This is a genomic window from Nocardia sp. NPDC006630 (assembly GCF_040611495.1).
Taxonomy (GTDB): Bacteria; Actinomycetota; Actinomycetes; order Mycobacteriales; family Mycobacteriaceae; genus Nocardia.
In genome coordinates this window covers 359,734-385,468 of sequence record NZ_JBEXOK010000011.1, presented here as the reverse complement: position 1 = coordinate 385,468, position 25,735 = coordinate 359,734, and the positions used below count along the sequence as shown (strand labels likewise).

Here is a 25,735-nt window from a genome sequence, read left to right as displayed (position 1 = left end):
CCGAACTGGGATGGATGATCCATCAACTGCATGTCGATGGTGGACCCGATGTTTTCCGCGCCCACCGCAAGCTGCGCGATTCCCGATGCTCGTCACAATGATCAACCGGGTGTGCTGTCGGTGAACGGGTGCGGCGCAACGGCGAACTTATACGTCGGGGCCGGTGCGGCCGCCGTAGGTGGCGATCTTGTACTCGGTCGCGGCGAGCGACAGGGTCAGTTCACGGATACGCCGGCGGATCATATCGCGGTGCTCGATCAGCATGTCGAGCCGTTCCGGCACGGTGTCCTCGCCGGCGTCGACGAGCTCGACGTAGTGCTGAAGATCGCGCATCGGCATGCCGGACAACCGCATTCGGGTCAGGAACACCAACCTCCGTACCGCTTCGGCGTCGTAGGCGCGGTAACCGCTGCTGTCACGGCCGACCTCGATCAGCCTCGCCCGCTCGTAGTAACGCAGAGTGTGGGGCGAGACGTCGAGCATGTCCGCCACGTCGGCGATGGTCATCGGCCCCTCGATGTCCGCGGCATTCGAGAGACGATGAATCACCTCGATCGAGGTCAGGTCATCGTCCTCGTCGCCGAGCATTGCCAGCGCCCGTCCCATCAATTCGTCCGTCGCCACGTCATCGAGCCTAAACGGGGCGAACCGCGGAGACGGCGTCGTCGAAATCGGCGCTGCGGGCGGTCTCGGCCCACTGCTCGACCTCGTGCAGGCCACGACGATAGACGCCGGACAGCCGCTGGACCGCCTCCTGCCCGAGAGGCAGGCGCAGCGGGACGTGCTCGCTGTGCGCGAGGCGCACGATAATGTCGGCCGCTCGCACCGGATCGCCTTCCTGGACGCCGTCGGCGCCCGCCATGTCGGCCCGCAGCGCGGCAAGCGTGTCACGGTAGCTTTCCGACACCGTGCTGAACTCGAGCTCCGCGTTGAACGCGGTACGGAACCGGCTCGGCTCGACGATCATCACACGCACCCCGAACGGCGCGACCTCGGCCGCGAGGGATTCGGACCAGCCTTCGAGTGCGAACTTCGAGGAGCAATAGGCCGACACACCGGGAAATGCCACCCGTCCGCCCTGGCTGCTCATCTGTACGATCGTGCCACTACCCTGGCCGCGCAGCACGGGCAGCGCGGCCCGCACGAGCGCCGCCGGGCCGAACAGGTGCAGGTCCATCAGGTCCCGCAACTGCGCGTCACCGACCTCCTCGACCGCGCCGACCACCGCGCGGCCGGCATTGTTCACGAGCACGTCGAGACGACCGAACCGGTCTAGGGCGGTGCTCACCAGACCGGCGGCCGCGTCCGTATCGCGAACGTCGAAGCGAGCCACCAGACAGGTCTCGGAGTACTTGGTCACCAGGTCGGCCACGCTCTCCGGGTTGCGCACTGCCGCAACGACATTGTCACCCGCCGCGAGCGAGGACTCCGCCAGCGCGCGCCCGAACCCCTTCGAAGCCCCGGTGATGATCCAGGTCTGGGTTGTCTGTGTAGTCATGCCGGCGACGGTATGCCTTCGAGTGCGCTCAAAGGCAAGACCGTGCGAGGGTGTGGTGCCCACTCCCAGACCGCTCGCCATCAGAATCCGAGACCGAGGTGTGCGCGCTCATGCGCATCAGCATCGGCGTGGACGCCCCATCCTCCGCGGCAGGTCAATCGACTCTGCCGCGGCACGGCTTTTCTCCTACGAATGTGGTCTTCGAACGCGACCTGCACCGAGGTCCGCGGCCGTCAGAAGCCGAATAGCGGCCACCCGGATCAACGCACTCATCTGCCGCGACCCGCGCTGTTGAGTTCGGCCACTTGGTTTCTCGGGAAGGCTACGACCGAGATCACCTTCGGCACGGGTGGAAGGGCTGTGGACCACATGGTGGTGGCTGGAGAATCGGCCTGAGCGGTCGAAGATCGCACTGGGCGGCAAATTTTGCCGGTGAGGCGGGGTTTGTGACCGTTCAGGCCGATCGAGAGCTCTGACTGTGGAAGGTCGACTGGCGGTGTTCAACCGGGGCCGGCCGAACGCACCACATTGCCGATGAGCGTGTTATCCAGCATGGTCGTAAGTGATCTGGGGCGTGTGTGCGGTGGCGGGGTCAGCGGCCACTGCGAGGTTGATTCAACAACGCGCGGCCGCGTTCCGGGGTAAGGCTGTACGCCAGTACAGGGTCGGCGAGCAGCGCGACCGGGGCGATGTGATCGGGAGTGCGGGGCTGCCACAGCGGCATCGCGGTCCTGAGCGCCTCCCACAGGGCTTCTGGGTCGGAATGGTGTTGTGCGAGCGCTTTTCGTACCGCAGTGTCGAATGCCTGGTTGCCGTAGGTGAGCTGGTAACCAGGCTGCTGCGTGCGTGTCCGGTGTCCGTCGATGGCACGTTTGATCTCGCCCCCGGGGTCGGTTTGCGCGGTCTCGAGGATCTGGGCAACGTCTAGCGCGGAGGCATACCAGGGTTCTTTATGTGCGTGCTGCAGGAACATGCACGGCACGAACTCGTCGGTGAACAGCGGACCGGTGAAGAATCCGTCGGGGACGGGTGTCAGAGGTAACAGACGCGAAAGGATCCTGGAAGCCTCGTAGGGAGAGGAGGTGGTGAGGAACATCTGGAGCTGGGTTTGCAGGACCGTGGCGCGGGATCGGCCGAAATGCTGGGCTTTTTCCAGGGCCGCCGTGGCGGTGTCGACATCCCCGGAAAGGGCTTGGTCCCGAGCCTGCTCCACCACCAGATCCCAGCTGTCACGGGTCTTGCCCGCCGGCTGACGTATTTGATGAAAGCTTTGGTACTCCGATTCCATGAGCGCGGTGAACGACGGGAAACGCCGCGGAAACTCACCCCAGGAAAACACGCTGTAGGCGGCCCATTCGCCGTTCTCGTCACGGTCGGCCGGGTCGAGGAACAGAACTCCGACGTCGGCGTGCAGCGAGATCAGCAGCCCGCGAGTGAACGGATTACCCGGCGCGTCGACCGGAGCCTCGCTGACCAGGTCGGCCCACGACTCCCAAGAGGGTTCGAGCTCACGCAGCCATCCGAGATTGGTGGTGTCACGCATCTTCCACACGAATTCCCCGGCATGGCGCCATCCATCGGTGGTCAGCAGGAAGCTGCGATAGGAGGGCGGCAACCTCAGCCCGAGGCGCTGCTCGACCGCTGCGACGTCGGCCTCGGTGGCCGGGGGATAGCCGAGCCAGCGTTGTTGCGCCACTTCGGGATCCAGATCACCGGGATCACACGTGGCGATCCGTTCCTCGCTCCACAGCTCCAGCCAGGGTCTCCAGTTCATTCCGTGAACGCTACGAGTGGCCTCCGACAAATTCGGCGTGAGGGCGGGCCGAGATCATGGTGAGAAATGCTACTGGCCCTTCTTCGGCACATCCGCTCATGCCGCGACCCGCGCGTTCGTCGGCCGTCCAAACCGTCCGGCCGACAGCGCATCCAACGCAGTCACGTGTCGATGAGCGTGCGTTCGGCCGTCAGGTCCGCTCGGGGACTGGCCCGCGATTGTTGAGTCGATCCGTTAGTCGGCAGGTCCTCGGGCCGTCAGGACGGCCCTGAGTACATGCTCAACCGCAGATTCGAACAATGCTCCCCGCAGCTCATTTCGTGTAGCGAGGTTGCGGGTGGCTAGGTCGAGTATCTGATCGGGGGTCAGGCGGCGCACTACCAGGGCGGCAATGTCTTCCAGGTCGAGGGCGCTGTTCGCGTTATCCAGTCTGGTCAGGGCGAACGAGATGATGATCTCCTCATCGGTCATACCTCGCCTCCGCCCTCCGATTGTTCGGCCACGCCGTGGTGCCGGGCCCAATAATACGGCCGTTGGTCGATCGGTTCACCCGTCCGACTCACTTCTGCCTGGCCGTGGGCGGTGCTCGGTCGCAACTGGCCCGGGTCGTCCGGTACTACGGCGACAATCCTGCCGCGACCCTGGTGTCTGCGATCGCAGATGACGAGGTCGCCGGAGTTGCCGGCAGCGGGCGGCGGTCCAGGTGGCCTCCGCAAATCCGTTGAGCGCAGGGGTCAGCGCCAGGCGGGGCGGAGGGTTGTCGAATGGTTCAGGGTGTGTTCGCCGCCGCGGGTTGCGTTTACGAGTGTGGGGTCGTGGCGTATGTAGACGCTGTAGTAGCCGAGGGCGAGGGCGCCGAACCAACCTACGAGCAGGTTCGCGACTCCGGGGTGGAAGATCGCGAAAGCGAAGAAGGTGACTACCACCGCGCCGACAACCGCGAAGTCGAGAATCTTCCCGTTCACCGAATTTCTCCTGTTCTGGGCACGACAAAGTGACCCGTGGGTTTCTGAGCTGCTGTGCGACAGGCCATTTCGGCCCGGCGCCGGTACATCGGCGGAGCGTCGTCCGCGGATCGGACCGTCGCTCACAGCAATATGACAGTAAGCCCATTCCATGCGTTAAGTAAAGCCATTCATCATGCGATGGGATGACTTTTTCTTCCGAATAGCACTAACCCGTAGGGCTTTCGTATTTAATTCGCCGAAATATGAAAAGGAAACGTAAATCCGCGCGGCTGACACCCGAAAATGCCGAACTACCGCCGGGTTTGGGTTCGAGGGTGATCTGGCCGGGGTCGGTATGCCAGAATCTGCGAGTGCGCAGTCACTCGATCGACGTTGCGGTGGGTAGCGATGTCGGCAAACGCTATTCGGCGAACTTCGACGTGAGCTACCTGCGGGAGCAGCCGCTGCTGGCGGTGCTGGCCGACGGCATGGGGGATGGGCCGGGTAGCGCGGCCGCGGGGCGAACGGCGGTGGAGACCTTTGTCGGCCACGTCGCGCGGGCTGCGGAGGTCGGGCCGGATCAGCTGCGTGCCGCGGTGGCGGCGGCTCAGGGGCGGGTGATCCCGATCGGGCGCGAACTGCAGACTTTGGCGGGGTGCACGCTGACCGCGATAGTCGGTGCACCGCAGGGCTTTTGGGTCGTGCAGATCGGTGACTCCCGGGTGTACCGATTGCGCGCCGGATTGCTCGAATTGCTGACCACCGACCATACGATGGCCTGGCTGGGGGCGGTGCACGGCTGGTATCCGTTCGATTCGCCACAGGCCGCGGCGGCGCGCTATCAGCTGACCCGGTACATCGGACACGGGGGCGCCCCGGAACCGGACGTGTTCAGTGTGACGATGCAGCCCGGTGATCGGTATCTGATGTGCACCGACGGCGTGTCCGATCAGATCGGCTACAACGATCTGCTGGCCTACCTCGGTCGCGAGACGAAGCCGCAGGCTGTGGTCGGTGAGCTGCTGGCTGCCTGCGATCGGGCCGGCGGCAGCGATAACGCCACCGCCATTGTGATTCGCGTCGGCTGAACCCGGTACGGGTCAGAAGGCGTAGGGGCCGAAGCGACCCCAGACTACGACGACGGCCAGGGCCAGATAGACGAGGTTCACGGCGATGAACTTGGCTTCGTTGTGGCGGAGGTGGGCGGTTATTGCGCCGGCCATCAGCAGAATCCAGCAGGTGGCGGTTATCGGGACCATGATCGGGGCGATATCGAGAGCGGCGGGGAGGATCAGGCCGAGGGCCGCCAGGAGTTCCAGGATTCCGAGGGCCTTGATGAAGGGGACCGCGGCGGTTGCGGTCCAGCCGCCGCCGGGGGCCGCGGCCAGTTTTGCCTTGGGGACGAAGGTCTTGCTGATGCCGCCGGCCAGGGCGACGGTGGCCAGTAGGCCGGTGACGATCCACAGGGTGACGTTCATGGTTGCTCCTCGTACGTGATCGGGTTGCCCATGAGATGCCTGCGGACGGAATCCTGTGACAGCTCGGCGGGGTGACGACCGTCACAGAGGAGCGTTGTCACAGAATGTGGGGGACCGGCGTCTTGTGGGGACGCAGTCGAGATCGAGGACAGGAGCCACTCATGGGCAGCACATTCCGGATGCCGGGAGCGCGGTCGTGAGCGAGGATCGGCCGGATCCGGCCACCGAAGCATTTGTCGCGCACCGCAATCTGCTCTTCACCGTGGCCTACGAGATGCTCGGCTCGGCCGCCGACGCCGAGGACGTGCTGCAGGAGACGTGGTTGCGGTGGGCGGGCGTGGATCTCGCCATCGTGCAGGATCAGCGGGCGTATCTGGTGCGGATCACCACTCGCCAGGCGCTCACCCGGCTGCGCACGCTCGGGCGCCGTAAGGAGTCCTATGTCGGTCAGTGGCTGCCCGAACCGCTGCTGACCGCGCCCGATGTGGCCGAGGATGTGGAGTTGGCCGAAAGCGTCTCGATGGCAATGCTTCTGGTGCTGGAGACGCTCACCCCGACTGAGCGGGCGGTGTTCGTCCTGCGCGAGGTATTCGATCTGGACTACGACGAGATCGCCGAGGCCGTCGACAAGACCCCGGCCGCGGTTCGCCAAATCGCCCACCGCGCAAGGACACACGTCGCCGCCCGCCGCCCGCGCGGTGTGGTCTCGCAGGCGGAGACCCGCGGTGTGCTCGATGCGTTCCAGCGCGCGGTCGAAACAGGCGATCTGCAAAGCCTTCTCGATCTCCTCGCGCCGGATGTGGTCGCCATGGGTGACGGCGGCGGCGTCAAACAGGCCCTCCCGCAACCCGTTGTGGGAGCCGACAAGGTGGCTCGCGTGCTGTCCGCCGGCTGGAGCAGGTTCGCCGCCGAGGCCTCCTTCGAGCCGACTCAGGTCAACGGTTACCCGGCTCTCATCCTTCGCCTCGACGGCGAGCTCGACACCGTCATGGCGCTGCGCATCGACGACGGCCTGATCACCGGCCTGTACTCCGTTCGCAATCCCGCCAAGTTGTCCCGCATGGACCAGGAGACCACCCTGAGCCGCTGAGCCACCCCTATTGTCCGAGGTCCAGGCTCATCCCGGTTAGGCTTCCGGGGTGCTGGTGGTTCGGGTACTCGGCCCGATCGAGGTCGAGCTGGACGGCTGCGTCGTGGATCTGGGCGGGCCGGCGCCGCGGCGCTTCCTGTCCGCCCTGTCGATGGCGGTGGGCGCACCGGTCTCCGATGCGGTCCTGTCGGAGTGGGTATGGGGTGCGGACCAGCCGCGGCATGCGGTCGGGACATTGCGGGTCATGGCCTCGCGACTGCGTTCGGCGCTCGGCGCCCGAGAGTATCTGCAGCGCGGCAACTCCGGGTATCTGCTGGCGGTGCCGCCGGAGTGGGTCGATCACCATCGATTCGCCGAGCTGATCACCGACGGGGTGCGCCTGCTCGCGTCCGGTGACGCCGAGCGCGCCGCGCGGCTGCTGGCCCAGGCGCTGGGCCTGTGGCGTGGCGAGCCGTGGCCGGAACTGGATCAGGCTCCGGCGTCGGCGGCCGAGCGGATCCGGCTCGTGGAGCTGCGGGAGATCGCGATCGAGGAATTGCAGGCGGCGCGGCTGGCCTGTGGTGATACCGCGACGGCGGTGGCCGACCTCAGTGAGGCGGTGACCGCGGCGCCGTTCCGGGAGCGGCGCTGGGAGCTGCTGGCGCTGGGCCTGTATCGCAGTGGGCGCCAAGCCCATGCGCTGGCCGAACTGCGCCGGGTGCGCGAGCTGCTGATCGAGGAGCTCGGCGTGGAGCCCGGGCCTGCGCTGCGCGGTGTGGAGCAGCGGATGCTCGACCATGATCCGGATTTGCTGCTGATGGAATCACCACGCCCGCAACCAGTTTCGCAATCGGCAATGATGCGGCCGGTGGGGCGTCCGCTGTCGGCATTCATCGGCCGCCGCCGGGAACTGGGATTGCTGGCTGAGCTGCTGGCCGACCGGCGCATGGTCAGCCTGGTCGGGCCCGGTGGAGTCGGTAAGACTCGGCTGGCGGTCGAATACTGTGCGGCGGAGGCGAATACGACGGATCGGTGGCTGGTGCGACTGGGCGACGTTCATGACGGTGACGCGGTGGTGACCGCGATCGCGTCCGCGCTCGGGCTGATCCACCTCACCGGAGATCCGCTGACCCTGGTGCGGCGCGCGCTCACCATGCAACCCGGATTGCTGGTGCTCGACAATTGCGAACATCTGATCGAGCCGATCGCCGAACTCGCGGTGACGCTGCTCGCGGGCTGCCCTGAGCTGCGGATACTCGCGACCAGTCGGCAGCCGCTCGGTATCGACGGCGAACATGTGCTGACCATCGAACCGCTCCGGACAGTGGACTCGGACGGCGCCGACGGTGCCGCGGTGGATCTGCTGATCGACCGGGTGCGGGCCGCGCGCCCGGGCTGGCAGCCGACCGGCGACGACCTTGGTGCCGCGCGGGAGATCTGCGTGACCGTCGACGGCCTGCCACTGGCGATCGAATTGGCCGCCGCCCGGGAACGCGCATTCGGGCTGGCCGGGGTCGCCGCGCATATTCGCGACCGTCTCGACGTGCTCGGCCCCACGCCGCGCGGATCGCTGTCGCGGCATGCCAGTCTGCAGGCGGCCATCGGCTGGAGCATCGATCACCTCGGCGCCGCCGATCGGGCGATGCTGTTGCGGCTGTGGCCGTTCGAGGGCGGATTCGGCTGGGAGGCTGCCGAATCCGTACAGTCCGGCGCCACCGATGCCAGCGTGCTCGCGACCTTGGCGTCGCTGCTGGACCGGTCGGTGATCACCACCGATCGCACCGCCTCCGGTGTGCTGCGGTACCGGCTGCTGGAAACCATCCGGCGGTACTGCCGCGATATCGATCCCGACCCGCAGGCCACGCGTGCCGCGCATGCGGAATGGGTGCGTGCGTTCGCGGGCGAGCAGGCGGCACTGCTGACCGGGCACCGCGCCGGGGCCGCCTACCGCGCGCTGGCGGTGGAGCTGCCGAACATCCGGGCGGGCATCACCTACGACCTGGCGTGCCATCCGGTGCACGCGCTGCGCACGACCGCATCGCTGCAATTCGCCTGGGGAACCCTGGGTGTTCTGGTGGACGGCCGCAATCTGATCCGGACCGCGCTCGATCTCGCGACCGATGCCACGCCCGCCGAGCGGGCGCACGGGCTGCTCGCCCTGTCGATCGTGTCGTTCCATGCCGGTGATCCGGGTGCGGCGCTGGCGCGCGCCGAATCCGCGATGGGGCTGCTCGACAGTGCGGTCGAGCGTGAACTGTGGCTGCACGCGCTGATGTACCGGGCCCTGGCGATTACCGCGCTCGGTGACCCGATCCCGACTCGGGCCGCGGTCGACGATGTCATCGCGGAGGTCGAACGCGGTCCTGCGCCCGACTGGATCCGCGGCTGCACGCAATTCGGGCAGGGTCTTGCGCTGCTGCTGGAAGGGCAACCCGCACAGGCGATCTCCTGGTTGCGCGCGGCGCGGGAGCTGAGCGCCGACTGCGGCCATCTGTGGTGCGAGGGTATGGCCGATGTGGTGCTCGCCCTGTCGATCCTGTCGGACCCGGACGATATCGCCGGTGCCGATGAGGCACTCGCCGCCATCGACCGGGCGCTGACCGTCTTCGCGCAGCAATCGAACACGTCCGATGCGCTGGGCGCCGCGTACGCCGCCGCCTACGCCCTGATGGTGCGCGGATTGCCGGAGCAGGCGATCGCGCTGCGGGCGGCGGCGGTGCACCATTCCGAACGCGTCGGCGCCGACCCGCGCCGCTACGCGCAATTCGCGCACCCCGCGGTGATCGAGCGAATGGATCGACTGCTGTCCGCCGCACCCGCCGCGGCCGAGCCGGAGCTGAGCTGGACCGCCATGGTCGGTTTGATCGCTGACGCCGCGGGCCGCTAGCACGCGCTGTAGCGCTGTAGCGGAATTGAAACGCCGCGGCGGGATAGTCGGCCGGAGCCGCCGACCGGCCGCTCGGGCCCGATGCCCATCGATATCGCCCTCAGGAGCGTCGCCATGCCGCATCCCAATCTCGACGTCATCGCGCAGGTCTACCAAGCCTTCGACTCACGGGACTTCGCTGTGATCCCGCGGCTGTTCGACCCCGATATCAAAATCGAACAGGCTTCCGAATTGCCTTGGGGTGGGCGTTATTACGGCCATCAGGGCGCGGTCGAATTCTTCACGACCCTGCTGGGAGCCATCGACAGCAAAGTGACCTGCGAACATCTGTTCGCGGCCGGTGAGGACGTTGTGCAGATCGGGCGCACGACCGGTGCGACCAGGTCGGGCGGTATCGCCTTCGATGTTCCCGAGGTTCACGTCTGGAAGTTGAGCGACGGGCTCGTTGTCGGCTACAGCGCCTACATCGACACCCCGGTCATGCTCGCGGCATTGGAGGCCGGGCGGTGACCGCCTACGACCTGGCCGCCGAGACCACCATCGACCGCCCCGCCCCGATCGTCTGGGCCCTGATCGCCGACTACGCCAATGACGTCGCCTGGCGCAGCGGCGTCATCGCCATGACCGCCGACCCGCCCGGCATCGTCACCCCCGGCGCCCGAACCGCCGAACAACTCCGCTTCGCCGGCCGCACCTGGCACAACGGCGGCGAAGTCGTCACCGTCGACCCCGGCACCCGAATGACCTGGCGCACAGTATCCGGCGCCGACGCCGAGGGCGCCCGCGCGGTAACGCCGCTGACCCCCGGCAGCTGCCTGCTCCGCCTCGAACTGCGCGTCACCCCGCACGGCATCCAGCGCCCGATCGGCCGCCTACTGGCCCGCATGCTCCAGCGCGGCCTCGACACTGACATCGCCGCACTGCGCGCCCTGGTGGAAAAGACCACGCCGGCGTCGATATGAGACACATCGGCCCGGATTCCGCTCTCCTGCAAGCCCTCCGTCGCAATTGAATGCGAAAAGCCCTGTCTTGCTGAGCTACTCGGCGTCTACTGGGTGTTGTCGAAGAGCATGAGGGGGCCTGCGCTCAGCCAGTGTTGGAGGGGGGCGGTGAAGCAGTTTCCCTCGGGGTGGCTCAGGTCGGGTACGGACAGGGCGATCGAGCGGAAGTGGTACCGGCCGAGGTCGCCCTGCAGGACTGTTCCCGGGCCGGCGGCGATGTAGGTGGCGGGGCCGTCGAGTTCGAGGGTTCCGCCGTCGGCTGTCGGGAGGTGGACGGCGATGTGGCCTTCGCCGGCGTCGGTGAGGCAGGTTCCGGTTCCGCCCGGTCCGGGGCGGGTGCCGGTGGTGACATCGACATCCCAGATGCCGGATCTGCTCGGGTCGAGGTGGCGGTCGCCCAGTTGGCCGGTGCAGGTGATCGACATGCCTCGGTCGCGGATGTGTTGTTGCGACGGAACCAGACCGATACCCGGGGCGAGGGCCATCTCGCTGCCCGCGACGAAGCAGGTCGCGGTGCTCACCTCGGCGGCGGACGCGTGTGGCGTCGCAACCAGGGCGGCTCCCGTGATTGCCAGCAGTGACATCGTGGACAGCATCGAGCGACGCATGACTTCCCCTCCCGCAAACCTGAACTGACCGATGGTAAGGGGATTTCCCTTGTCCCCGTGGACGATCAGCCGAGAATGTCCATGCTCAGCCGAGTTGGGAGAGGGCGGTGAGGAGCGGGAGGATGGTGTGCAGGAAATCGCCGGGGCAGGTGGTTTCGCCGCACACGGATTGCCAGTCGCGGTGGCCGGCGACGGTGGGGATGGTGGTGGTCAGGCCGGTGGTGGGGTTGGTGTAGTTCGTCGGGGCGAAGGGGTTGAGGGCGAGGGCGGAGCAGAGGCGGGTCAGGACGGTGTCGAGGCTGTGCAGGGCGGGTTTGCTGGGGAGGGTGCTGGTGAAGTCGCCGATCAGGCAGATGCCGATATTGCCGGAATTCGCGCCGCGGACGTGGCCGGCGGTGATGATTTCGGCGCCGGGGCGCAGGTCGGCGCCGGGTTTGAAGATGGGGGAGTCGTCGGCGCCGGTGTGGCGGGCGGAGTAGATCACGCCGTTGGGGTCGATCATGAGGTGGTAGCCGAGGTCGCCCCAGCCTTGGCCGTCGGGATCGGGGAGGGCGTGGAAGCGGTAGACGCCGGTGACCGCGTCGCGGTAGTCGTCGTACTCGCGCCCGGTGGGGATCTGGGTGTGGTGGACCGTGATCACCTGTGCGGGTGCGTATTCCGGCTCGCCCCAGGTCATCAGGGATTCGTCGGCGCCCCAGCCGGAGCGGGTGACCGCCGGGAAACCCCAGGCGTACGAGGTGGATACGGCGGTGCGGAACGGCTGCGCGGTCACCGGTGCGAAAACACTGGGAACCAAGGCGGTTTCGGAGATGACATCGAGTCGGTCGGCACCCGCCGGAACCGGGATGATCTCCGAGAGCTTGCCGGGGCGATCATCGCGCCCGTGCGCCGTTCGATGCACCTGGACCGGATCGCTCCAGGCGCCCGCCACCCGGAATCGCACCGAGGCCGGACTCGCGGCCTGATCGGGCTGGCGCACCGCGGTGAAAAGCCCACCGTGGCAGTCGGTTCCCTCGGCGGGGGCGGCATCGGCGAGGGCCCGGGCGCCGAGCCATCCTGTTGCGGCTACCGCTGCCGCGCCGGTGAGCAGGGTGCGGCGGCGTAGTCGATTATGTTGCGTCACTTCAATCCTCGGCTTTCGTCCTATGAATCCTACGAAAGTCGTCGGACCAGTCTGAAACCGGTGGTGATCGAAGGGCTGATCTTGACGAAGAAAGGGGAACGCGTTCAGACTACCGGTGGGTAACCGGACTGTGGGGTCTGGTTAGAGCTGCGGTCTATGACCAGTGCTTTTTGGCGCCCGCGGTTGAGAGGATTCTCGGAGTTGAGAAAAATACTGGGACGTGTTCCCGTTGTGACGGCTGTTGCGGCCTTGGCGCTGGCGGTCGGTTCGACGGTGGAGTTCGCACCGCAGGCGAACGCCGAACCCGATGCGTTCTACGAATACCACGGCGCCACGCCGCTGTCGTCGATCGAGCCGGGCACGGTGCTCGACACCAGGACCATGCCCTACCACGTCAGCGGTCTGCCGCTACCGGTCACGGCGGTGCAGCTGCTGTACCGCACGACCGACGCGCAGCAGCGGCCGGCCGTGGGGGTCACCTCGGTCCTGGTCCCGCCGGGCAGCGATCCCGCCAAAGCGGTTGCCTACCAGTCCTTCTACGACTCTCTGAACCCGGCGGACAGTCCCTCGCGGGCCGTCGCGGGTGACGTGACCTTCGGCGGCATGGTCAATGCCTCGGAAGGCGTATTGATCGCCCCGCTGCTCGCGCAGGGTTACACCGTCATCGTCGACGACACCGAGGGCGAGCAGGCCGATTTCGCCGCCGGACCCGAATACGGCATGAACACCCTGGATTCCATCCGGGCGGCGACACATTCCTCGGCTACCGGCCTCGACGCGGATGCCCGGATCGGCATGATCGGGTATTCGGGCGGTGCGATCGCGACCAACTGGGCCGCGGCCCTGGCGCCCAGCTACGCCCCGGATGTCGACGCCAACCTGGTCGGCGCTGCCGAGGGCGGCGTGCTGGTCAACCCCGCCCGCAATCTGTCCTATATCAGCGGCAGTGTCGGCTGGTCGGGTGTGGCGGCGATGGCGATCATCGGCATCGCCCGCTCCTACGATATCGACTTCACGCCCTACCTGAGCGGCTATGGCGCACAGGTGGTTTCCCGGCTCTCGAACGCCTCGATCGCCAATGTGCTGTTCCAGTACCCCGGATTGACCTGGCAGCAGATGGCGAAGCCGGAGTACGCCGACCCCAATAGTGTGCCGCCGTTCGTGGAGGCGGTGCGCAAGATCGACCTCGGGCTCGCGCCGACACCGACGATCCCGATGTTCATCGGCCAGGGCGCCAATGGCGAACTGGAGGGCAGCGACGGCACCAAGCCCGGCGTCGGCCACGGTGACGGTGTCATGGTCGCCGGTGATGTCCGCGCCCTCGCCAATCAGTACTGCGAGACCGGCAATCCGTCCATCCAGTACCAGCAGTACGACCTGCTCAGCCATGTGCCCTCGATGGCCCCGTGGTCGCCGGTGGCGCTCGGCTGGCTCAATGACCGATTCGCGGGAGCCCCGGCGCCGACCAGCTGCGGCGCCATCGCGCCGGGAAATCCGCTCACCCCGGAACTCTGACGGCGAGCTAGCGGCCGCCCGCCTGCTGCCAGTCCTCGGGGCGGAGCCGGCGGCGGTCGCGGCGGAGGGTCCAGGTGCCGCCGGGGTAGGTGAGGGTATTGGTGCCGGTCTGGTCGACGAAGTAGCTGGTGCAGTTACCGGTCGACCAGATGCGGGTGCTCAGGAGTTGGTGTGCCCGGGTCACCCAGGCTTGTTCGGCCGCTGCGGTCGGGGTGTAGCGGGGGACGGCTCGGTGGTGCATATCGGCGATGGTGCGGGCGATGAGCCCGGCAGTGGGTTCGATGGCCAGGAATTGGGACGTGTGGGGTAGCGCGGTATTGGGGCCGGTGACGGCGAAGAGGTTGGGGAGACCCGCGAAGGCTATGCCCCGATAGGCGGTGAAACCGTCCCGCGCGAATTTCTTTCGCGTGGAGGTGGTTTCGGTGCGGAAGTCGGGGAAGTGGGCGATGGAGTCCTGGACGTGGAAGCCGGTGGCCCACACGATCGCATCGACCTCGTGGTGCAGGCCGTCGGCGGTGCGCAGCCCGGTGGGGGTGATCTCGACGATCTTCTCGGTGCTGAGGCCGACCTCGGGCCGCGCGAAGGCGGCGTAGTACTCGTCCGACACCATGGGGCGCTTGCAGCCGAAGCTGTAGTCGGGAACCAGTTTTCGGCGCACCTCGGGATCGGGGACCTGGCGATTCAAGGCGGCCAGGCAGATTCGTGCGTAGAGCCGCACCAGGCGGGGATGGAATTCGGCGAAGTGCAGCGCCTCGAGGAAGGTGAAGACGAAGGCGCGGGCGGCGAGTCGCAGTGGCGGTATGCGGCGCAGCAGGGTTCGCACGGCCGGGGGAATGGGGCGGTCGCCGCGCGGGAGCACCCACGCGGCGGTACGCTGGAAGGAGATGACCCGGCCGGCAGTGCGCGCCAGGGCGGGCACGATCTGCACGGCGCTGGCGCCCGCGCCCACCACGGCAATGCGCTTGCCGGTGGGGTCGAAGCCGGGATCCCAGGTGCTGGAATGCATTTGCGGTCCGGTGAAGCCGGACCGTCCGGGGATATCGGGGATGGCCGCGGCGTGCAGCGAGAAGTAGCCCATGACCACGGCCCGGGCGCGCACGATCCGATTGTCGGTCAGCCGGATCACCCACTCCGCGGCGTCCTCGTCGAAATCCGCCTCGGCCACTTCGCTTTTCAGCTGAATTCGCCGTCGCAGGTCGAACCGGTCGACCACTGATTCGGTGTAGGCGCGCAGTTCGGGCTGGGTCGCGTACAGGCGCGTCCACTCCGGATTCGGCGCGAACGAATACGAATACAGTACGGACGGCACGTCGACCGCGCAGCCGGGATAGACATTGTCCCGCCAGGTGCCGCCCACGGCGCCGGCGCGTTCCAGCAGGACGAAATTGTCCATGCCGAGGCGGCGGAGATTGATCGCCACCGCCAGACCGCTGAATCCGGTGCCGATAATGGCGACGTCGTAGCGGTCGGGACCGGACTGGGAGTCAGACATGAGGGCACCTCGATTGATGGACGGAAAGTTCTGAAGGCCCGGACATTTCAGGACACCACCGCGACCTCGCCGGGTGGCGCGACACTGTCGCGGAGACCGAAGCGATCGTGCAGGCGGCGCAGCGGCGCCGGAGCCCACCAGGTCCAGCGCCCGCCCAGCCGCAGCGCCGCCGGGAGCAGGAAGCCGCGCACCAGGGTGGCGTCGGCCAGTACCGCCAGCGGTAGCCCGATGCCGAAGGCCTTCATGAAGGTGATGTCGGAGGCGAGGAAGCCCAGGAACACGATGGAGATGAGAATGGCGGCCGCTGTGACGATGCGGCCGATGCGCTCCAGCCCGATCGCCACCGATGCCGTTGCGTCGCCGGTGTTCTCGTACTCCTCGCGAATGCGGGCCAGCAGGAAGACCTGATAGTCCATGGCCAGCCCGAAGGCGACGGCGAACAGCATGACCGGCACGACGGCCGACAGATCGCCGGTGACGGTGAAGCCGAGCAGCCCGGACAGCCTGCCCTCCTGGAAGATCCAGACGAGTGCGCCGAAGGTGGCGGTCAAGCTCAGCGCACTCAGGATCAGCGCCAGCACCGGGACGAGAACGCTGCCGGTGAGCAGGAACAGCAGCAGCGCCATGGCGACCAGGACGTAGCCGAGGGCGAGTGGCACTCGCGTGGTGAGGGCGTGGATGGCGTCCAGGTTGGCGGCGTCCACACCACCTACCAGTGCCCGCGACGGCGACGGGGTGGCGCGGACAGCGCGGATGACGGCGTCCACGGTTCCCGGATCGGCGGCGGTGGGAACCACAGAAAGATAAGCGGCAGTGTCGGTTTCGAACCGGTGATGCTGGGCGGTTGCGGGTATGACCAGTGCGCCCCGGGTATAGCTGCCGGTCGCGGTATCGACGCGCGCGACGCCGTCGAGCTGTGACAAGGCAGTCGCATAGTCGGTGAGTCCCGCTTTACTGTCCGGGAGTACGACGAACAGTCCCGAGAGCTCGGCGGCATCGAAGTCGCGCTGCACCGTCTCGGCGACCTGCCGCGAGGATGAGCCGCCGGGCATGGAGCGGTAGTCGGGGAAGCCGGGGTGGAAGCGCAGGAAGGGCAGTCCGAGTGCGAGCAGCAGCAGGACCGTGACGGTGGCGACCGGAATCGGCCGCCGCATGACCATGGTGGCGAGGCGGTGCCAGAAGCCCTCGTCGAGTTCGCGGGAGGTAGTGGCGGACTGCCGCTTCCGGAAGACACGGAAGCGGTCGATCCGATCGCCGGCGACCAGCAGGATGGCCGGGAGCACGGTCAGTGAGACCACGGCGGCGGTCAGCGCCACGGCGATTCCGGCGTATCCGATCGATCGCACCGCCAGCAGCGGGAACATGAGCATGGAGGACAGTGCGACGGCGACCGTCAGTGCCGAGAAGGCCACCGTGCGGCCCGCCGAGGTCATGGTCGTGATCAGGGCCGTGCGCGGATCGGGTGCGGTGACCAGCTCCTCGCGATATCTGCTGACGATGAGCAGGCTGTAGTCGATCGCCAGCCCGAGGCCGAGCAGTGAGGCGACATTGGTTGCCGTGGAGGATAATTCGGTGAACTCGGCCAGCAGCCACAGCACGCCCACGGTGAGCATGGTCGTCACGGTGCCGGTGATGAGGGGCAGTGCCGCGCCCACGACCGTGCCGAATACCACCAGCAGTGCGATGAGGGTCAGCGGAAAGGCCACCGCCTCGCCCGCGACCACATCGCGCTGCCCCTGCTGCACGGTCTCGTGCATCATCATGGCGTAGCCGCCGACTCGGACATCGATGCCGTCGTGCGTCCCGGCGAATTGCGGTGCGAGCTCGGCGATTCGGTGGTCGATGCCCATTTCGTCGCCCAGAATCGTGGCGACCAGAAGGCCCAGCCGTCCGCTCTTGTCGCGCAGTGCGGGCAGGTGTCCCGACGTCCAGTAGGACATCACTCCGGTCACGTCCGCTTCGGCCTGCAGGCGCTGTACGAGTGCCGCTGCGGCACGCGTGGATTCGGGATCGTCGACGAGTTTTCCGGTGTCCACGAGCAGCACCAGATTCGGCGCGCCCTGCCCGAAGTGATCTCGCAGGGCGTCGGCCGCGGCGGTGGATTCCGAACTCGGGTCGAAGTATCCGCCGCCCTGGAGTTTGTCGAACAGTGTGGTGCCCGCCAGTCCGGCGAGCACCGCGAGTACGGCCGCGACGATCAGGACCGCACGGTACCGGCGTAGTGCGAAAGCGACCACGGTCAGCGCGCCTCCACCCGCATGGGCAGCCGCTTCGGGTGCACGAGCGCACCGATCACGGTCTCCCGAACCTCGACACCCGGTACCGGCCGCAGTCGCCAGCGCGCGCTGATCGTGGCCACCTGCAGCGCGATCTCGGTGAGCGAGAACACATTTCCGGGACACTGCCGGGCGCCCATGCCGAAGGGAATGTGCGCGCCCTTCGTCATGGCCGCCATCGACTCCGGCAGCCACCGGTCCGGATCGAAACGCTCCGGATCGGGGTACAGTGCCGGATCCCGGTGCACTGCTACGGGGCAGACGAAAAGCATGCTGCCGCCGGGGATCTCGACACCGCCCAGGCTGTAATCGGTGGGCACATGCCGCACGGTCAGCCACGGCGAATACTTGCGCAGCGTCTCGAGCACAATCCGCTTGGTCACATCCAGCGCCCCCAGATCGCCGAATTCAGCAGGCCGCACGTTCGCGAGCGTGCCGTCTCCCGCAGTGCGAGTGCGCGGCGGGGTGTCTCCCTGAATGGGCAGCGCGGTGGCTCCGCACCCGGCGGGCGCGGTGTCCCCTTGCACGGATGGCGTGGTGTCTCCGTGCCCGGCCGGCGTGGTATCCCCGCGTCCAGGCAACCCGGTGTCTTCTGGTGCGTGCGAGGGGATCTCGCCTCCCACGCGCAGGAGGGCGTCTACTTCGACGTGCAGGGCTGCCTCGACCTCGGGATTCTGGCCGAGTTCGTAGAAGACCCAGGCCAGGGTGGCGCCGATGGCCTCGGTGCCGCCGACGAGGAAGTTGATGAGTTCGTCGTGCACCTGCGAGTCGGTGAGGGCTTCTCCGGCTTCGTCGCGGGCCTTGAGGAGGGTGTCGAGGAGGTCGCCGTGATCGAGGTCCGGATCGGCGGCCAGTTCGGCACGGTAGGCGGCGATGATGCCGCCGGTGGCGGCCTTCATCTCGAGGACCAGCCGGTCGAAGCGGCGGTTGCCGGGCAGCGGCAGCCGGTCGATCCAGGCGGGGCGGGTGACCCGGCGCGAGAGCAGGGTCATGACCGGTGGCAGTAGTCGATGGATGTCTTCGGCTGTCTCGGAACCGATTTCGCCGGTGAAGAGGGCTGCTGCGACGGTCCGCAGCGCGAGGTCGTGCATCTGCTCGTTGACCGCGAGCGTCTCACCTGCGTGCCAGGATGCGGCGCGTTCGGCCCCCAGTCGCGTCATGACCGTCGCGTACCGGGCGATCCGCGCCTTCGCGAAAGCCGGTGCGATCATGCGGCGTTCGCGCCTGTGCCGCTTGCCCTGCAGAACGGTGACGCCCTCGCCCAGCAGCGCCTCGGCGCGTTCGATCATGTGCCCCTGGTCGGAGAGCGTCACGAATGCCTCGCGGGCCAGTTCGGGATCGGTGACGACGTAGGTGTCGTAGCCCGGAATACGCACGCGCACAACCGGTCCCACCGCAGGAAGTGTGGACATGAACCGGTAGGGCCGGCGGCCGAACCGCGGCCAGTGGCCGAGCAGGGGCAGGGCGCCGGGGGCGGTCGGTGGTACGCGGCTCGCGGCCGGGGTGAGGGTGGCGGTGGATGTCATCGCGGAATGCTCCAAATCTGGCGGCCGGATCGCGCGACGACGCGCGGAATCGGGTAATTGCGGGCGAGGGCCCGAGTTTCGAGAGAACGCCAGCGAATCGATTGCGGGGATGCCGGTTTCGGTCAGCGTAACCAGGACTTCCGCACCGTCGCAACCGGGCGATCAGACTTGTCTCCGGAACCAAAAAGCACTGTGCCGATTGGTATCTCGGGAGCAGTGGCATCGGATATGACTGCGCCTTCGGGTGACCTCTGTCGCTCTCGGGTGCGAATTGTCTTGACACCGTAAGACCGTGCTCATACGGTCCGTGGAATCCGAACAGAGCCAATGTTTGCCTCGTTCGATTCAGCGGGACCGCCCAGTCGCCGGTTCCCTCCATCCGATAGCCATCGGGAGTCACGATGAGTGCCGCACGCCTCGGTGCGCTGGGAGCCGCTCTGCCCCAGCGCGAATACACCACGGATGAACTACTGACTCGAATGTCGAGCGGCGGTCAATTCGACGTCGAACGGATCACCGGAATTCGGACCCGCCGCATGGTCGATCGCTCGGCGGGCGAGGACAGCCTCTCGCTCGGCGCGCTCGCGGCACAGGACTGTCTGGCGCGCTCGCGGTACCAGGCCGCCGATCTGGATGTGATCATCAGCGCGGGCACCACGGTGCACGACGGATTCCATATGGTGTTCGAACCCGCCGCCGCGCACGAGATCGCCCGCCGGATCGGCGCCGACAATGCCATGGCATACGACGTGGTGAATGCCTGCGGCGGCACCATGACGGCGATCTACCTGCTGGAGAACATGATTCGCGCCGGACTGGTGCGCACCGGCATGGTGGTGACGGCGGAGATCATCTCCCCGGTCACCGAGGGCGCGCTCGCCGAGGCGAAGGGCATCCGCGATCTGCAGTTCCCGGCGCTCACCCTGGCCGACGCGGCCGTCGCGGTGATCGTGGACCGCGCCGAGGACGAGCACGATCGAATCCACTACGTGGACATGATCACCAGTGCCGAATTCTCGCCGCTCTGCATCGCCAAGCCCAGTGATGCCTCCGAGAACATGATCATGCTGACCGACAATATGACCATGCAGGCCGCGCCGCGCCGTGAAACCTGGGCGAAACTGCACCGTGATCGGCTCGTCAAGCGCGGCAGCACATTCGCCGATGAGAAGTTCGATTTCATCGTCTTCCATCAGCTCGGCGTGGCCTTCACCGAGAAACTCGCCGAATCCGGCAGTAAGATCCACGAAGCGGAAATGCCACAGCGGCTGGCGACCGTGCACAAATACGCGAATACCGGTGCGAGCACGCATTTCCTCGCGCTGTACGACTATATTTCGCGCGGCGAGATTCCGAAGGGTTCCAAAGTCTGCGTGGTGCCGACCGCCTCCGGAATGATCTTCGGTGTCATGTCCGCCACTATCGATTCTCTGGTGGGATGAACATGTCCGTAATCATCGAACAATCCGCGATCAGTGCCGCCCCCGCGACCACGGGATCGATCGAGCACGCCGTCCTCGCGGGCCGGGAATGCCTGGAGCGGGCCGGAATCGCCCCCGGCGATATCGACGTGCTGGTGAACGTCGGCGTCTACCGCGACGGCAATGTGGTCGAACCCGCCAACTCCGCCCTCATTCAGCTCGGTCTGGATATGCACCTCGACTACGAGGCCGGATCGGGCCGCTCCACGTTCTCCTTCGATCTGCGCAATGGCGCGTGCGGGGTGCTCAATGCCGTGCACGCGGCGACCGCGCTGCTGGCCAATGGCACCGCCGGGCGCATCCTGATCGTCAGCAGTGACGCGCATCCGGGCGGAATCGGCCACGAGCCGAACGACTTCCGGTATGCGACCGCCGGTGCGGCCTGGTTGCTGAGCAAGGGTGTGGATCGGGAGTCGGGTTTCGGCCCGCTCCGGATTTCCCCCGCGCGCGGCCGGAGCGCGGGCGCTGATCCGGGCATTGCCGGATATCTGGATCTGAAATCCATGGGAAGTGCCGGGCAGCGGACGATTACGGTCGACGTCGCGGACGACTACGACACCGTGATCGTCGCGACCGCGGCCGCGACCCTGCGTGACTATCTGGCCGAACGGCCCGAGATCGCCACGGGCAGTGCCACTCTGGTCACCAATAATCCGGTCCCCGATTTCGCGAGCGGCCTGGCCGCGGAGTTCGGATTCGGCGCCGGTTATCAGGCGATGACCGGCGACCGCGATGCCGGCAGCTCCGGCCTTGCCATTGCGTACCACCAGCTACAGGGGCAGGGCGCACTGACGCCGGGCACCGAGCTGGTATTCCTCACCGCGGGTTCGGGGCCGATGGCCGGATGCGTGAGCTATCGGGTGGAAGGGGCCGTGTGAGCGCGGTACTCGATGATCCGGACGTGCAGTTGGCGCGGCAGCTCGAGAAGTACGCGGAATTGCCCGCCGTCAGCCATCGGACCGGCGCGGCGGACGGTGCGGAATTCCAGGCGCTGACCTTTCGCGAGCTCGGTGCGCGGGTCGATGCCTACGCGCGGGCCTTCACCGATATTGGAATCGGTAAGGGCGTCAGGACGATTGTGATGGTCCGGCCGGAGCCGGATCTGTTCGCGGTGATCTTCGCGCTGTTCCGGGTCGGCGCGGTGCCGGTGGTGGTGGATCCGGGTATGGGCGTACAACGCATGCTGCATTGTTTCCGCAGCGTCGGTGCGGAGGCGTTCATCGGCATTCCGGTGGCGCACCTGATCCGGATCGCGGCGCGGCGCACCTTCCGCACGGTTCGGGTGCACGTCACCGCGGGCGAGCGCTCGTACTGGGGCGGTTACACGCTGGGGCAGCTCGCGAAGCGGAAAGGGGAGCCGGTCACGGTCGCGCACGCGCCCGGGGATCTGCTGATGATCGCATTCACCACCGGCAGCACGGGCCCGGCCAAGGGGGTGGAGTTCACCCGCGCGGGCTTCGCCGCCTCGCTGCGGGTGGTCGCCGACTTACACGGGCGCGCAGCCGGTTTCGTCTCGCTGGCGACCGTTCCGCTGTTCGGGCTCTTCGATCTGCTGCAGGGTGCGCACGTGGTGCTCGGCCCGGTGGATCCGGTGCGGGTGTCGCAGGCCGATCCTGCGCTGCTCGCCGAGGTGGCGCGCCGCTTCCAGGTCACCGATCTGACCGCGTCGCCCGCGCTGCTCGCCCCGCTCGGCGCTTATCTGCGGCGGACGGGAATCGAATTGCCCAGTCTGACCACGGTCATTTCCATGGGTGCGCCCGCGAATCTGGACTCGCTGGCCGACGTGCGGAGTGCGCTCGGTCCGCAGGCGCGGGTTTTCACCACATACGGTGCGACCGAGGCGCTTCCGCTCACCACGCTGGAGTGGTCGGAGCTCGAAGGGCTGCAGGACCGGACCCGCGATGGGGCGGGCACGTGTGTGGGCAGGCCGCTGCCGGAATCGGAGAGCGACACCCGGGTGCGGATCATTCGCATCACCGATGCCGAAATCCCTTTCTGGACCGAAGATCTGGAGGTCGAGCCCGGTGAGATCGGTGAGATCGCCGCGACCGGAGCGCAGGTCAGCGCCGCCTACCACGGCAATCCGGCCGCCGATGCGCGGGCCAAGATCGAGGAACGGCTCGCGGACGGCACGGTGCGGCGCTGGCATCGCATCGGTGACCTCGCCCGGCGCGATGATCAGGGCCGACTGTGGTTCTGCGGCCGCATCTCCCAGCGGGTGCGCACCAGCGCCGGTGACCTTTTCACCGTGCAATGCGAGCAGATCTTCACCGCGCACCCTGATGTGCACCGCAGCGCGCTGGTCGGCGTCGGCCGGGTGAATGCGCAGGTGCCGGTGCTCTGCTACGAACTACGCGCGGGCGTGGATCCCGCCGAATCCCCGCGCATCGAGCGGGAACTGTTGCGCCTGGCCGAATCTCGCGCCGTCACCGCGCCGATACGTACCTTCCTGCGGCACAGCGGATTTCCGGTCGACATTCGGCACAATGCCAAGATCGGCCGGGAGGAGCTCGCCGGTTGGGCCGGCGTGCGGCTCGGCTACGACAGTGAAGGAACCTCTCGATGAAAGTCCTCGTCACCGGCGCCACCGGATTCCTCGGCAGCCACATTGTCGACCAGGCTCTCGCGGCGGGCGATGAGGTGCGCGTACTCGCCAGGCCCACCGGCGATCTCGGCTACCTGCGCTCGCTGTCCGACGTCGAGATCGTGCACGGTGATCTCGGCGATGCGGAATCGCTCACCGCGGCCTGCAAGGGTGTGGACGTGGTGCACCACAGTGCCGGGCGGGTGGCCGAGACCGGTCATCGCGATCAGTTCTGGGAGGCCAATGTGGTGGGCACCCGGCGTCTGATGGATGCCGCCCGCACGGCCGGCGCGGGGCGTTTCGTCTTCGTCAGCAGTCCCAGTGTGGCCACCGAATACGATCGCGATCGCTTCGGCGTCGACGAATCCGAGCCGTATGTGCGCAATCCCAAGAGCTACTACGTCGAGACCAAGGCGATTGCCGAGCGTGAGGTGCTGGCGGCGAACGGACCGGACTTCACCACCTGCGCGCTGCGTCCCCGGATGATCTGGGGGCCGCGCTCCGGCGGCTGGATGACGCTGCTGCTCAACAAGATCGCCTCGGGACGCCTGCCGGATCTGTCGGGCGGTAAGCCGGTGCTGATCTCGATGACCTACTGCGAGCACGCCGCCCGCGCCTGTGTCCAGGCCTCCCGGTCCGATGCCGTGGCAGGTAAGCCGTACTTCCTGGCCGATGCCGAAGACGTCGACCTGTGGGGCTTCGCCCGCGACCTGGCGACCGCCTTCGATCTGACGCCGCCCACCCGGACGATTCCGAAACCGGTGCTGGACACCGTCATTGCGGTCTTCGACACCATCTGGAAGATCCCGGGCTTGCAATCGCGCATCGCCCCGCCGCTGTCCAGCTGGACCGTCGCCGCCCTCACCGTGTCGAACACCTACGACACCACCGCCGCCCGCCGCGATTTCGGCTATGCCCCCACGGTTTCCCTGCGCGAGGGCATGGATCGCTACGTGGACTGGGCGAAATCCATCGGCGGCCTTTCCGCACTCCCGTCCTGACACTTCAGCTGAAACGCAAGAGCGCTCCCGGTCCGGAAAGGACCGGGAGCGCTCTGCTTTCGGCTCATCCCGCCGACGGCAGGGTGTACTCCTCGGGCAGCAGCAGTCCGGTCAGTTCGTCGAGGGCGGCATCCAGACCGTCCGTCAGGTACTCCATCGGCGGCAGTTTGTCGGCTGCGCCCAGTACGCCGAAATGCAGGCCGTCGAGGTAGCCGAGGCAGGTGACATTGAACGGGTTGCCGTGCATGAGCAGCGAGATCGGGTAGAGCGACTCGAGTCGGGCCCCGTTCCAGTACAGCGGATTCCGCGGTCCGGGCACATTGGAGATGCCCATCGGATGTGAGGCCGGAGTATCGGCGCGGCCCCAGGTGAGACCCATGATCCACGGCAGGGTGACGGCCAGGCCGTAACCGATCACGGTATTGGGCGGCATACCCGCCATTTCCTGCTTCGCCTCGCGGATGGACGCCCGGACCGCGGCGAGGCGTTCGGCCGGGTCGGCGATATCGGTGGCGAGGGCGGTGAACATCATGCCCGCGCGGGTGCCGACGCGATCGTCGTCGCCCTCGCGCAGATCCACGGGGACGCCCGCGGTGAGGGGGCGATCCGGCAGTTCCGCGTTCGCGGTGAGATAGGTGCGCAGTGCCGTGCCGACCAGGTAGAGCACGATGTCGTTGATCGTGCAGTCCGCCGCACGAGCCAGCCGTTTGAACCGGTCGAGTTCGTAGCGACGCAGCGACAGATCGCGGCGGCCGGTGATCGGCCCGTCGAAGATGGATGCCGGTTGCCGGTAGGCCTGCTGCGCCGTGGTTTTGCCCCGGGCTCGGCGCGCGGCGTCGCGGCCCGCCGTCCCGATGCCGCGCAGCAGGTCGAGCAGGCCCCGCAGTGTCGCGAGCAGTGCCCGGATGCGGCTGGTTCCCGGAATCCGCTCCGGCACATCCGGATTCACGCGCCCGACGCTGAACAGGTGCGGTGTGTCACGATCGGCCGGATCCGCCGAGAAGGTGTCGGTGAACAGCCGCATGATCGTGGCACCGTCGAACAGGCTGTGATGCACCTTGAGAATGAGGGCGAAGCGGTCCGGCGCCAAGCCCTCGATCAGATGAATCTCCCACGGCGGCCGGGTCATATCCAATTGCTCGCGGTGGATGCGCGCGGCCAGGTCGGTGAGTTCCCGGCGGTCGCCGGGACGGTTGAGCTGCCAGGTGCGGATGTGGTCGGCCGGATCGACCTCGGCGGTTTCCCGCATGAGGGCCACCAGGCGGGTCAGCGGACCGCCGACCGGCACCAGATTCCACGGCGGCGGGACGGCCATCGGCGCGACAACCTGTGCGCGCCAGCGCCGTACGAACAGCGCCGCGTCCCCGTCCGGGACGGTGAATTCGAGCAGGAATCCGATATGCATCGGCATATCGGGGGATTCCAGCGACAGCCAGATGCCGTCGGTCGCGGAGAGCCGCTTGATCGCCATGCGG

At 67.3% G+C, this 25,735-nt stretch carries 22 protein-coding genes; 10 read left to right on the top strand and 12 right to left on the bottom strand.

What is annotated here, in order from left to right; translation table 11 throughout:
* Positions 1-147: 147 nt before the first annotated feature.
* From ABZX86_RS32315 to ABZX86_RS32295, 5 genes are all read right to left on the bottom strand, one after another.
* A complete protein-coding gene (locus ABZX86_RS32315; RefSeq protein ID WP_355128916.1) occupies positions 148-624 on the bottom strand; it encodes a MerR family transcriptional regulator in 477 nt (158 codons plus the stop codon).
* 10 nt (positions 625-634) lie between these two features.
* Positions 635-1,498: an SDR family NAD(P)-dependent oxidoreductase gene (locus ABZX86_RS32310; protein ID WP_355128979.1), complete on the bottom strand. Its 864-nt coding sequence runs from the start codon at positions 1,496-1,498 to the stop codon at positions 635-637.
* A 592-nt stretch (positions 1,499-2,090) separates the two neighbouring features.
* The gene (locus ABZX86_RS32305; protein WP_355128914.1) at positions 2,091-3,272 is read right to left on the bottom strand and encodes an SMI1/KNR4 family protein; all 1,182 of its coding nucleotides are present in this window, start codon (positions 3,270-3,272) and stop codon (positions 2,091-2,093) included.
* Between the two features lie 234 nt (positions 3,273-3,506).
* The gene (locus ABZX86_RS32300; RefSeq protein WP_355128912.1) at positions 3,507-3,743 is read right to left on the bottom strand and encodes a hypothetical protein; all 237 of its coding nucleotides are present in this window, start codon (positions 3,741-3,743) and stop codon (positions 3,507-3,509) included.
* Positions 3,744-4,006: 263 nt separating this feature from the next.
* Positions 4,007-4,237 (bottom strand): hypothetical protein, encoded by a 231-nt coding sequence (locus ABZX86_RS32295; RefSeq protein ID WP_355128910.1) that lies wholly within the window; start codon positions 4,235-4,237, stop codon positions 4,007-4,009.
* 353 nt (positions 4,238-4,590) lie between these two features.
* On the opposite strand from ABZX86_RS32295, the gene ABZX86_RS32290 reads away from it, so the two are divergent.
* Positions 4,591-5,307, top strand: a complete 717-nt coding sequence (locus ABZX86_RS32290) for a protein phosphatase 2C domain-containing protein (RefSeq protein WP_355128908.1) — start codon at positions 4,591-4,593, stop codon at positions 5,305-5,307.
* A gap of 12 nt (positions 5,308-5,319) precedes the next feature.
* Here the strand turns inward: ABZX86_RS32290 and ABZX86_RS32285 are convergent, their stop codons facing one another.
* Positions 5,320-5,697 (bottom strand): DoxX family protein, encoded by a 378-nt coding sequence (locus ABZX86_RS32285; RefSeq protein WP_355128906.1) that lies wholly within the window; start codon positions 5,695-5,697, stop codon positions 5,320-5,322.
* A gap of 196 nt (positions 5,698-5,893) precedes the next feature.
* Between ABZX86_RS32285 and ABZX86_RS32280 the strand changes: the two genes are divergently transcribed.
* From ABZX86_RS32280 to ABZX86_RS32265, 4 genes are all read left to right on the top strand, one after another.
* The gene (locus tag ABZX86_RS32280) at positions 5,894-6,787 is read left to right on the top strand and encodes an RNA polymerase sigma-70 factor (RefSeq protein ID WP_355128904.1); all 894 of its coding nucleotides are present in this window, start codon (positions 5,894-5,896) and stop codon (positions 6,785-6,787) included.
* A gap of 49 nt (positions 6,788-6,836) precedes the next feature.
* On the top strand, positions 6,837-9,653 hold the full coding sequence (locus tag ABZX86_RS32275; protein WP_355128902.1) for a BTAD domain-containing putative transcriptional regulator: 2,817 nt from the start codon (positions 6,837-6,839) through the stop codon (positions 9,651-9,653).
* 114 nt (positions 9,654-9,767) lie between these two features.
* Positions 9,768-10,163: a nuclear transport factor 2 family protein gene (locus ABZX86_RS32270; RefSeq protein WP_355128900.1), complete on the top strand. Its 396-nt coding sequence runs from the start codon at positions 9,768-9,770 to the stop codon at positions 10,161-10,163.
* A complete protein-coding gene (locus ABZX86_RS32265; protein ID WP_355128898.1) occupies positions 10,160-10,615 on the top strand; it encodes an SRPBCC family protein in 456 nt (151 codons plus the stop codon). Before ABZX86_RS32270 ends, ABZX86_RS32265 begins: the two co-directional genes overlap by 4 nt.
* Positions 10,616-10,701: 86 nt before the next feature.
* Here ABZX86_RS32265 and ABZX86_RS32260 read toward each other — a convergent pair whose 3' ends face one another.
* On the bottom strand, positions 10,702-11,262 hold the full coding sequence (locus ABZX86_RS32260; RefSeq protein ID WP_355128896.1) for a hypothetical protein: 561 nt from the start codon (positions 11,260-11,262) through the stop codon (positions 10,702-10,704).
* Positions 11,263-11,347: 85 nt separating this feature from the next.
* Positions 11,348-12,385, bottom strand: coding sequence for a peptidoglycan recognition family protein (locus ABZX86_RS32255; protein WP_355128894.1), 1,038 nt, complete (start codon positions 12,383-12,385; stop codon positions 11,348-11,350).
* A gap of 201 nt (positions 12,386-12,586) precedes the next feature.
* On the opposite strand from ABZX86_RS32255, the gene ABZX86_RS32250 reads away from it, so the two are divergent.
* A complete protein-coding gene (locus ABZX86_RS32250) occupies positions 12,587-13,900 on the top strand; it encodes a lipase family protein (protein WP_355128892.1) in 1,314 nt (437 codons plus the stop codon).
* A 7-nt stretch (positions 13,901-13,907) separates the two neighbouring features.
* On the opposite strand, the gene ABZX86_RS32245 is transcribed toward ABZX86_RS32250, so the two are convergent.
* Genes ABZX86_RS32245 through ABZX86_RS32235 form a run of 3 tightly spaced genes read right to left on the bottom strand, consistent with a single transcriptional unit; the run spans position 13,908 to position 19,194 of the window.
* Entirely contained in the window at positions 13,908-15,392 is a 1,485-nt protein-coding gene (locus ABZX86_RS32245; RefSeq protein WP_355128890.1) for an NAD(P)/FAD-dependent oxidoreductase, read from the bottom strand.
* A gap of 47 nt (positions 15,393-15,439) precedes the next feature.
* Entirely contained in the window at positions 15,440-17,629 is a 2,190-nt protein-coding gene (locus ABZX86_RS32240) for an MMPL family transporter (RefSeq protein ID WP_355128888.1), read from the bottom strand.
* A 2-nt stretch (positions 17,630-17,631) separates the two neighbouring features.
* Complete coding sequence (locus tag ABZX86_RS32235; RefSeq protein WP_355128886.1) at positions 17,632-19,194, bottom strand: cytochrome P450; 1,563 nt, start codon at positions 19,192-19,194, stop codon at positions 17,632-17,634.
* Between the two features lie 401 nt (positions 19,195-19,595).
* Between ABZX86_RS32235 and ABZX86_RS32230 the strand changes: the two genes are divergently transcribed.
* The 4 genes from ABZX86_RS32230 to ABZX86_RS32215 are packed head-to-tail and all read left to right on the top strand — an operon-like array spanning position 19,596 to position 24,260.
* A complete protein-coding gene (locus ABZX86_RS32230; protein ID WP_355128884.1) occupies positions 19,596-20,636 on the top strand; it encodes a 3-oxoacyl-[acyl-carrier-protein] synthase III C-terminal domain-containing protein in 1,041 nt (346 codons plus the stop codon).
* Positions 20,633-21,553, top strand: a complete 921-nt coding sequence (locus tag ABZX86_RS32225; RefSeq protein WP_355128882.1) for a hypothetical protein — start codon at positions 20,633-20,635, stop codon at positions 21,551-21,553. The genes ABZX86_RS32230 and ABZX86_RS32225 overlap by 4 nt, the downstream gene beginning before the upstream one ends.
* Positions 21,550-23,241 (top strand): fatty acid CoA ligase family protein, encoded by a 1,692-nt coding sequence (locus tag ABZX86_RS32220; protein ID WP_355128880.1) that lies wholly within the window; start codon positions 21,550-21,552, stop codon positions 23,239-23,241. The genes ABZX86_RS32225 and ABZX86_RS32220 overlap by 4 nt, the downstream gene beginning before the upstream one ends.
* A complete protein-coding gene (locus ABZX86_RS32215) occupies positions 23,238-24,260 on the top strand; it encodes an NAD-dependent epimerase/dehydratase family protein (protein WP_355128878.1) in 1,023 nt (340 codons plus the stop codon). The genes ABZX86_RS32220 and ABZX86_RS32215 overlap by 4 nt, the downstream gene beginning before the upstream one ends.
* Before the next feature lie 64 nt (positions 24,261-24,324).
* Here the strand turns inward: ABZX86_RS32215 and ABZX86_RS32210 are convergent, their stop codons facing one another.
* Complete coding sequence (locus ABZX86_RS32210) at positions 24,325-25,731, bottom strand: wax ester/triacylglycerol synthase family O-acyltransferase (RefSeq protein ID WP_355128876.1); 1,407 nt, start codon at positions 25,729-25,731, stop codon at positions 24,325-24,327.
* Between the last annotated feature and the right edge of the window lie 4 nt (positions 25,732-25,735).

Bases quoted from the DNA above. Each gene is read 5' to 3' on its own strand.
- ABZX86_RS32310 (WP_355128979.1), bottom strand. From the start codon at position 1,498: ATGACTACACAGACAACCCAGACCTGGATCATCACCGGGGCTTCGAAG.
- ABZX86_RS32305 (WP_355128914.1), bottom strand. From the start codon at position 3,272: ATGAACTGGAGACCCTGGCTGGAGCTGTGGAGCGAGGAACGGATCGCC.
- ABZX86_RS32300 (WP_355128912.1), bottom strand. From the start codon at position 3,743: ATGACCGATGAGGAGATCATCATCTCGTTCGCCCTGACCAGACTGGAT.
- ABZX86_RS32285 (WP_355128906.1), bottom strand. From the start codon at position 5,697: ATGAACGTCACCCTGTGGATCGTCACCGGCCTACTGGCCACCGTCGCC.
- ABZX86_RS32270 (WP_355128900.1), top strand. From the start codon at position 9,768: ATGCCGCATCCCAATCTCGACGTCATCGCGCAGGTCTACCAAGCCTTC.
- ABZX86_RS32260 (WP_355128896.1), bottom strand. From the start codon at position 11,262: ATGCGTCGCTCGATGCTGTCCACGATGTCACTGCTGGCAATCACGGGA.
- ABZX86_RS32245 (WP_355128890.1), bottom strand. From the start codon at position 15,392: ATGTCTGACTCCCAGTCCGGTCCCGACCGCTACGACGTCGCCATTATC.
- ABZX86_RS32235 (WP_355128886.1), bottom strand. From the start codon at position 19,194: ATGACATCCACCGCCACCCTCACCCCGGCCGCGAGCCGCGTACCACCG.
- ABZX86_RS32230 (WP_355128884.1), top strand. From the start codon at position 19,596: ATGAGTGCCGCACGCCTCGGTGCGCTGGGAGCCGCTCTGCCCCAGCGC.
- ABZX86_RS32225 (WP_355128882.1), top strand. From the start codon at position 20,633: ATGAACATGTCCGTAATCATCGAACAATCCGCGATCAGTGCCGCCCCC.
- ABZX86_RS32215 (WP_355128878.1), top strand. From the start codon at position 23,238: ATGAAAGTCCTCGTCACCGGCGCCACCGGATTCCTCGGCAGCCACATT.
- ABZX86_RS32210 (WP_355128876.1), bottom strand. From the start codon at position 25,731: ATGGCGATCAAGCGGCTCTCCGCGACCGACGGCATCTGGCTGTCGCTG.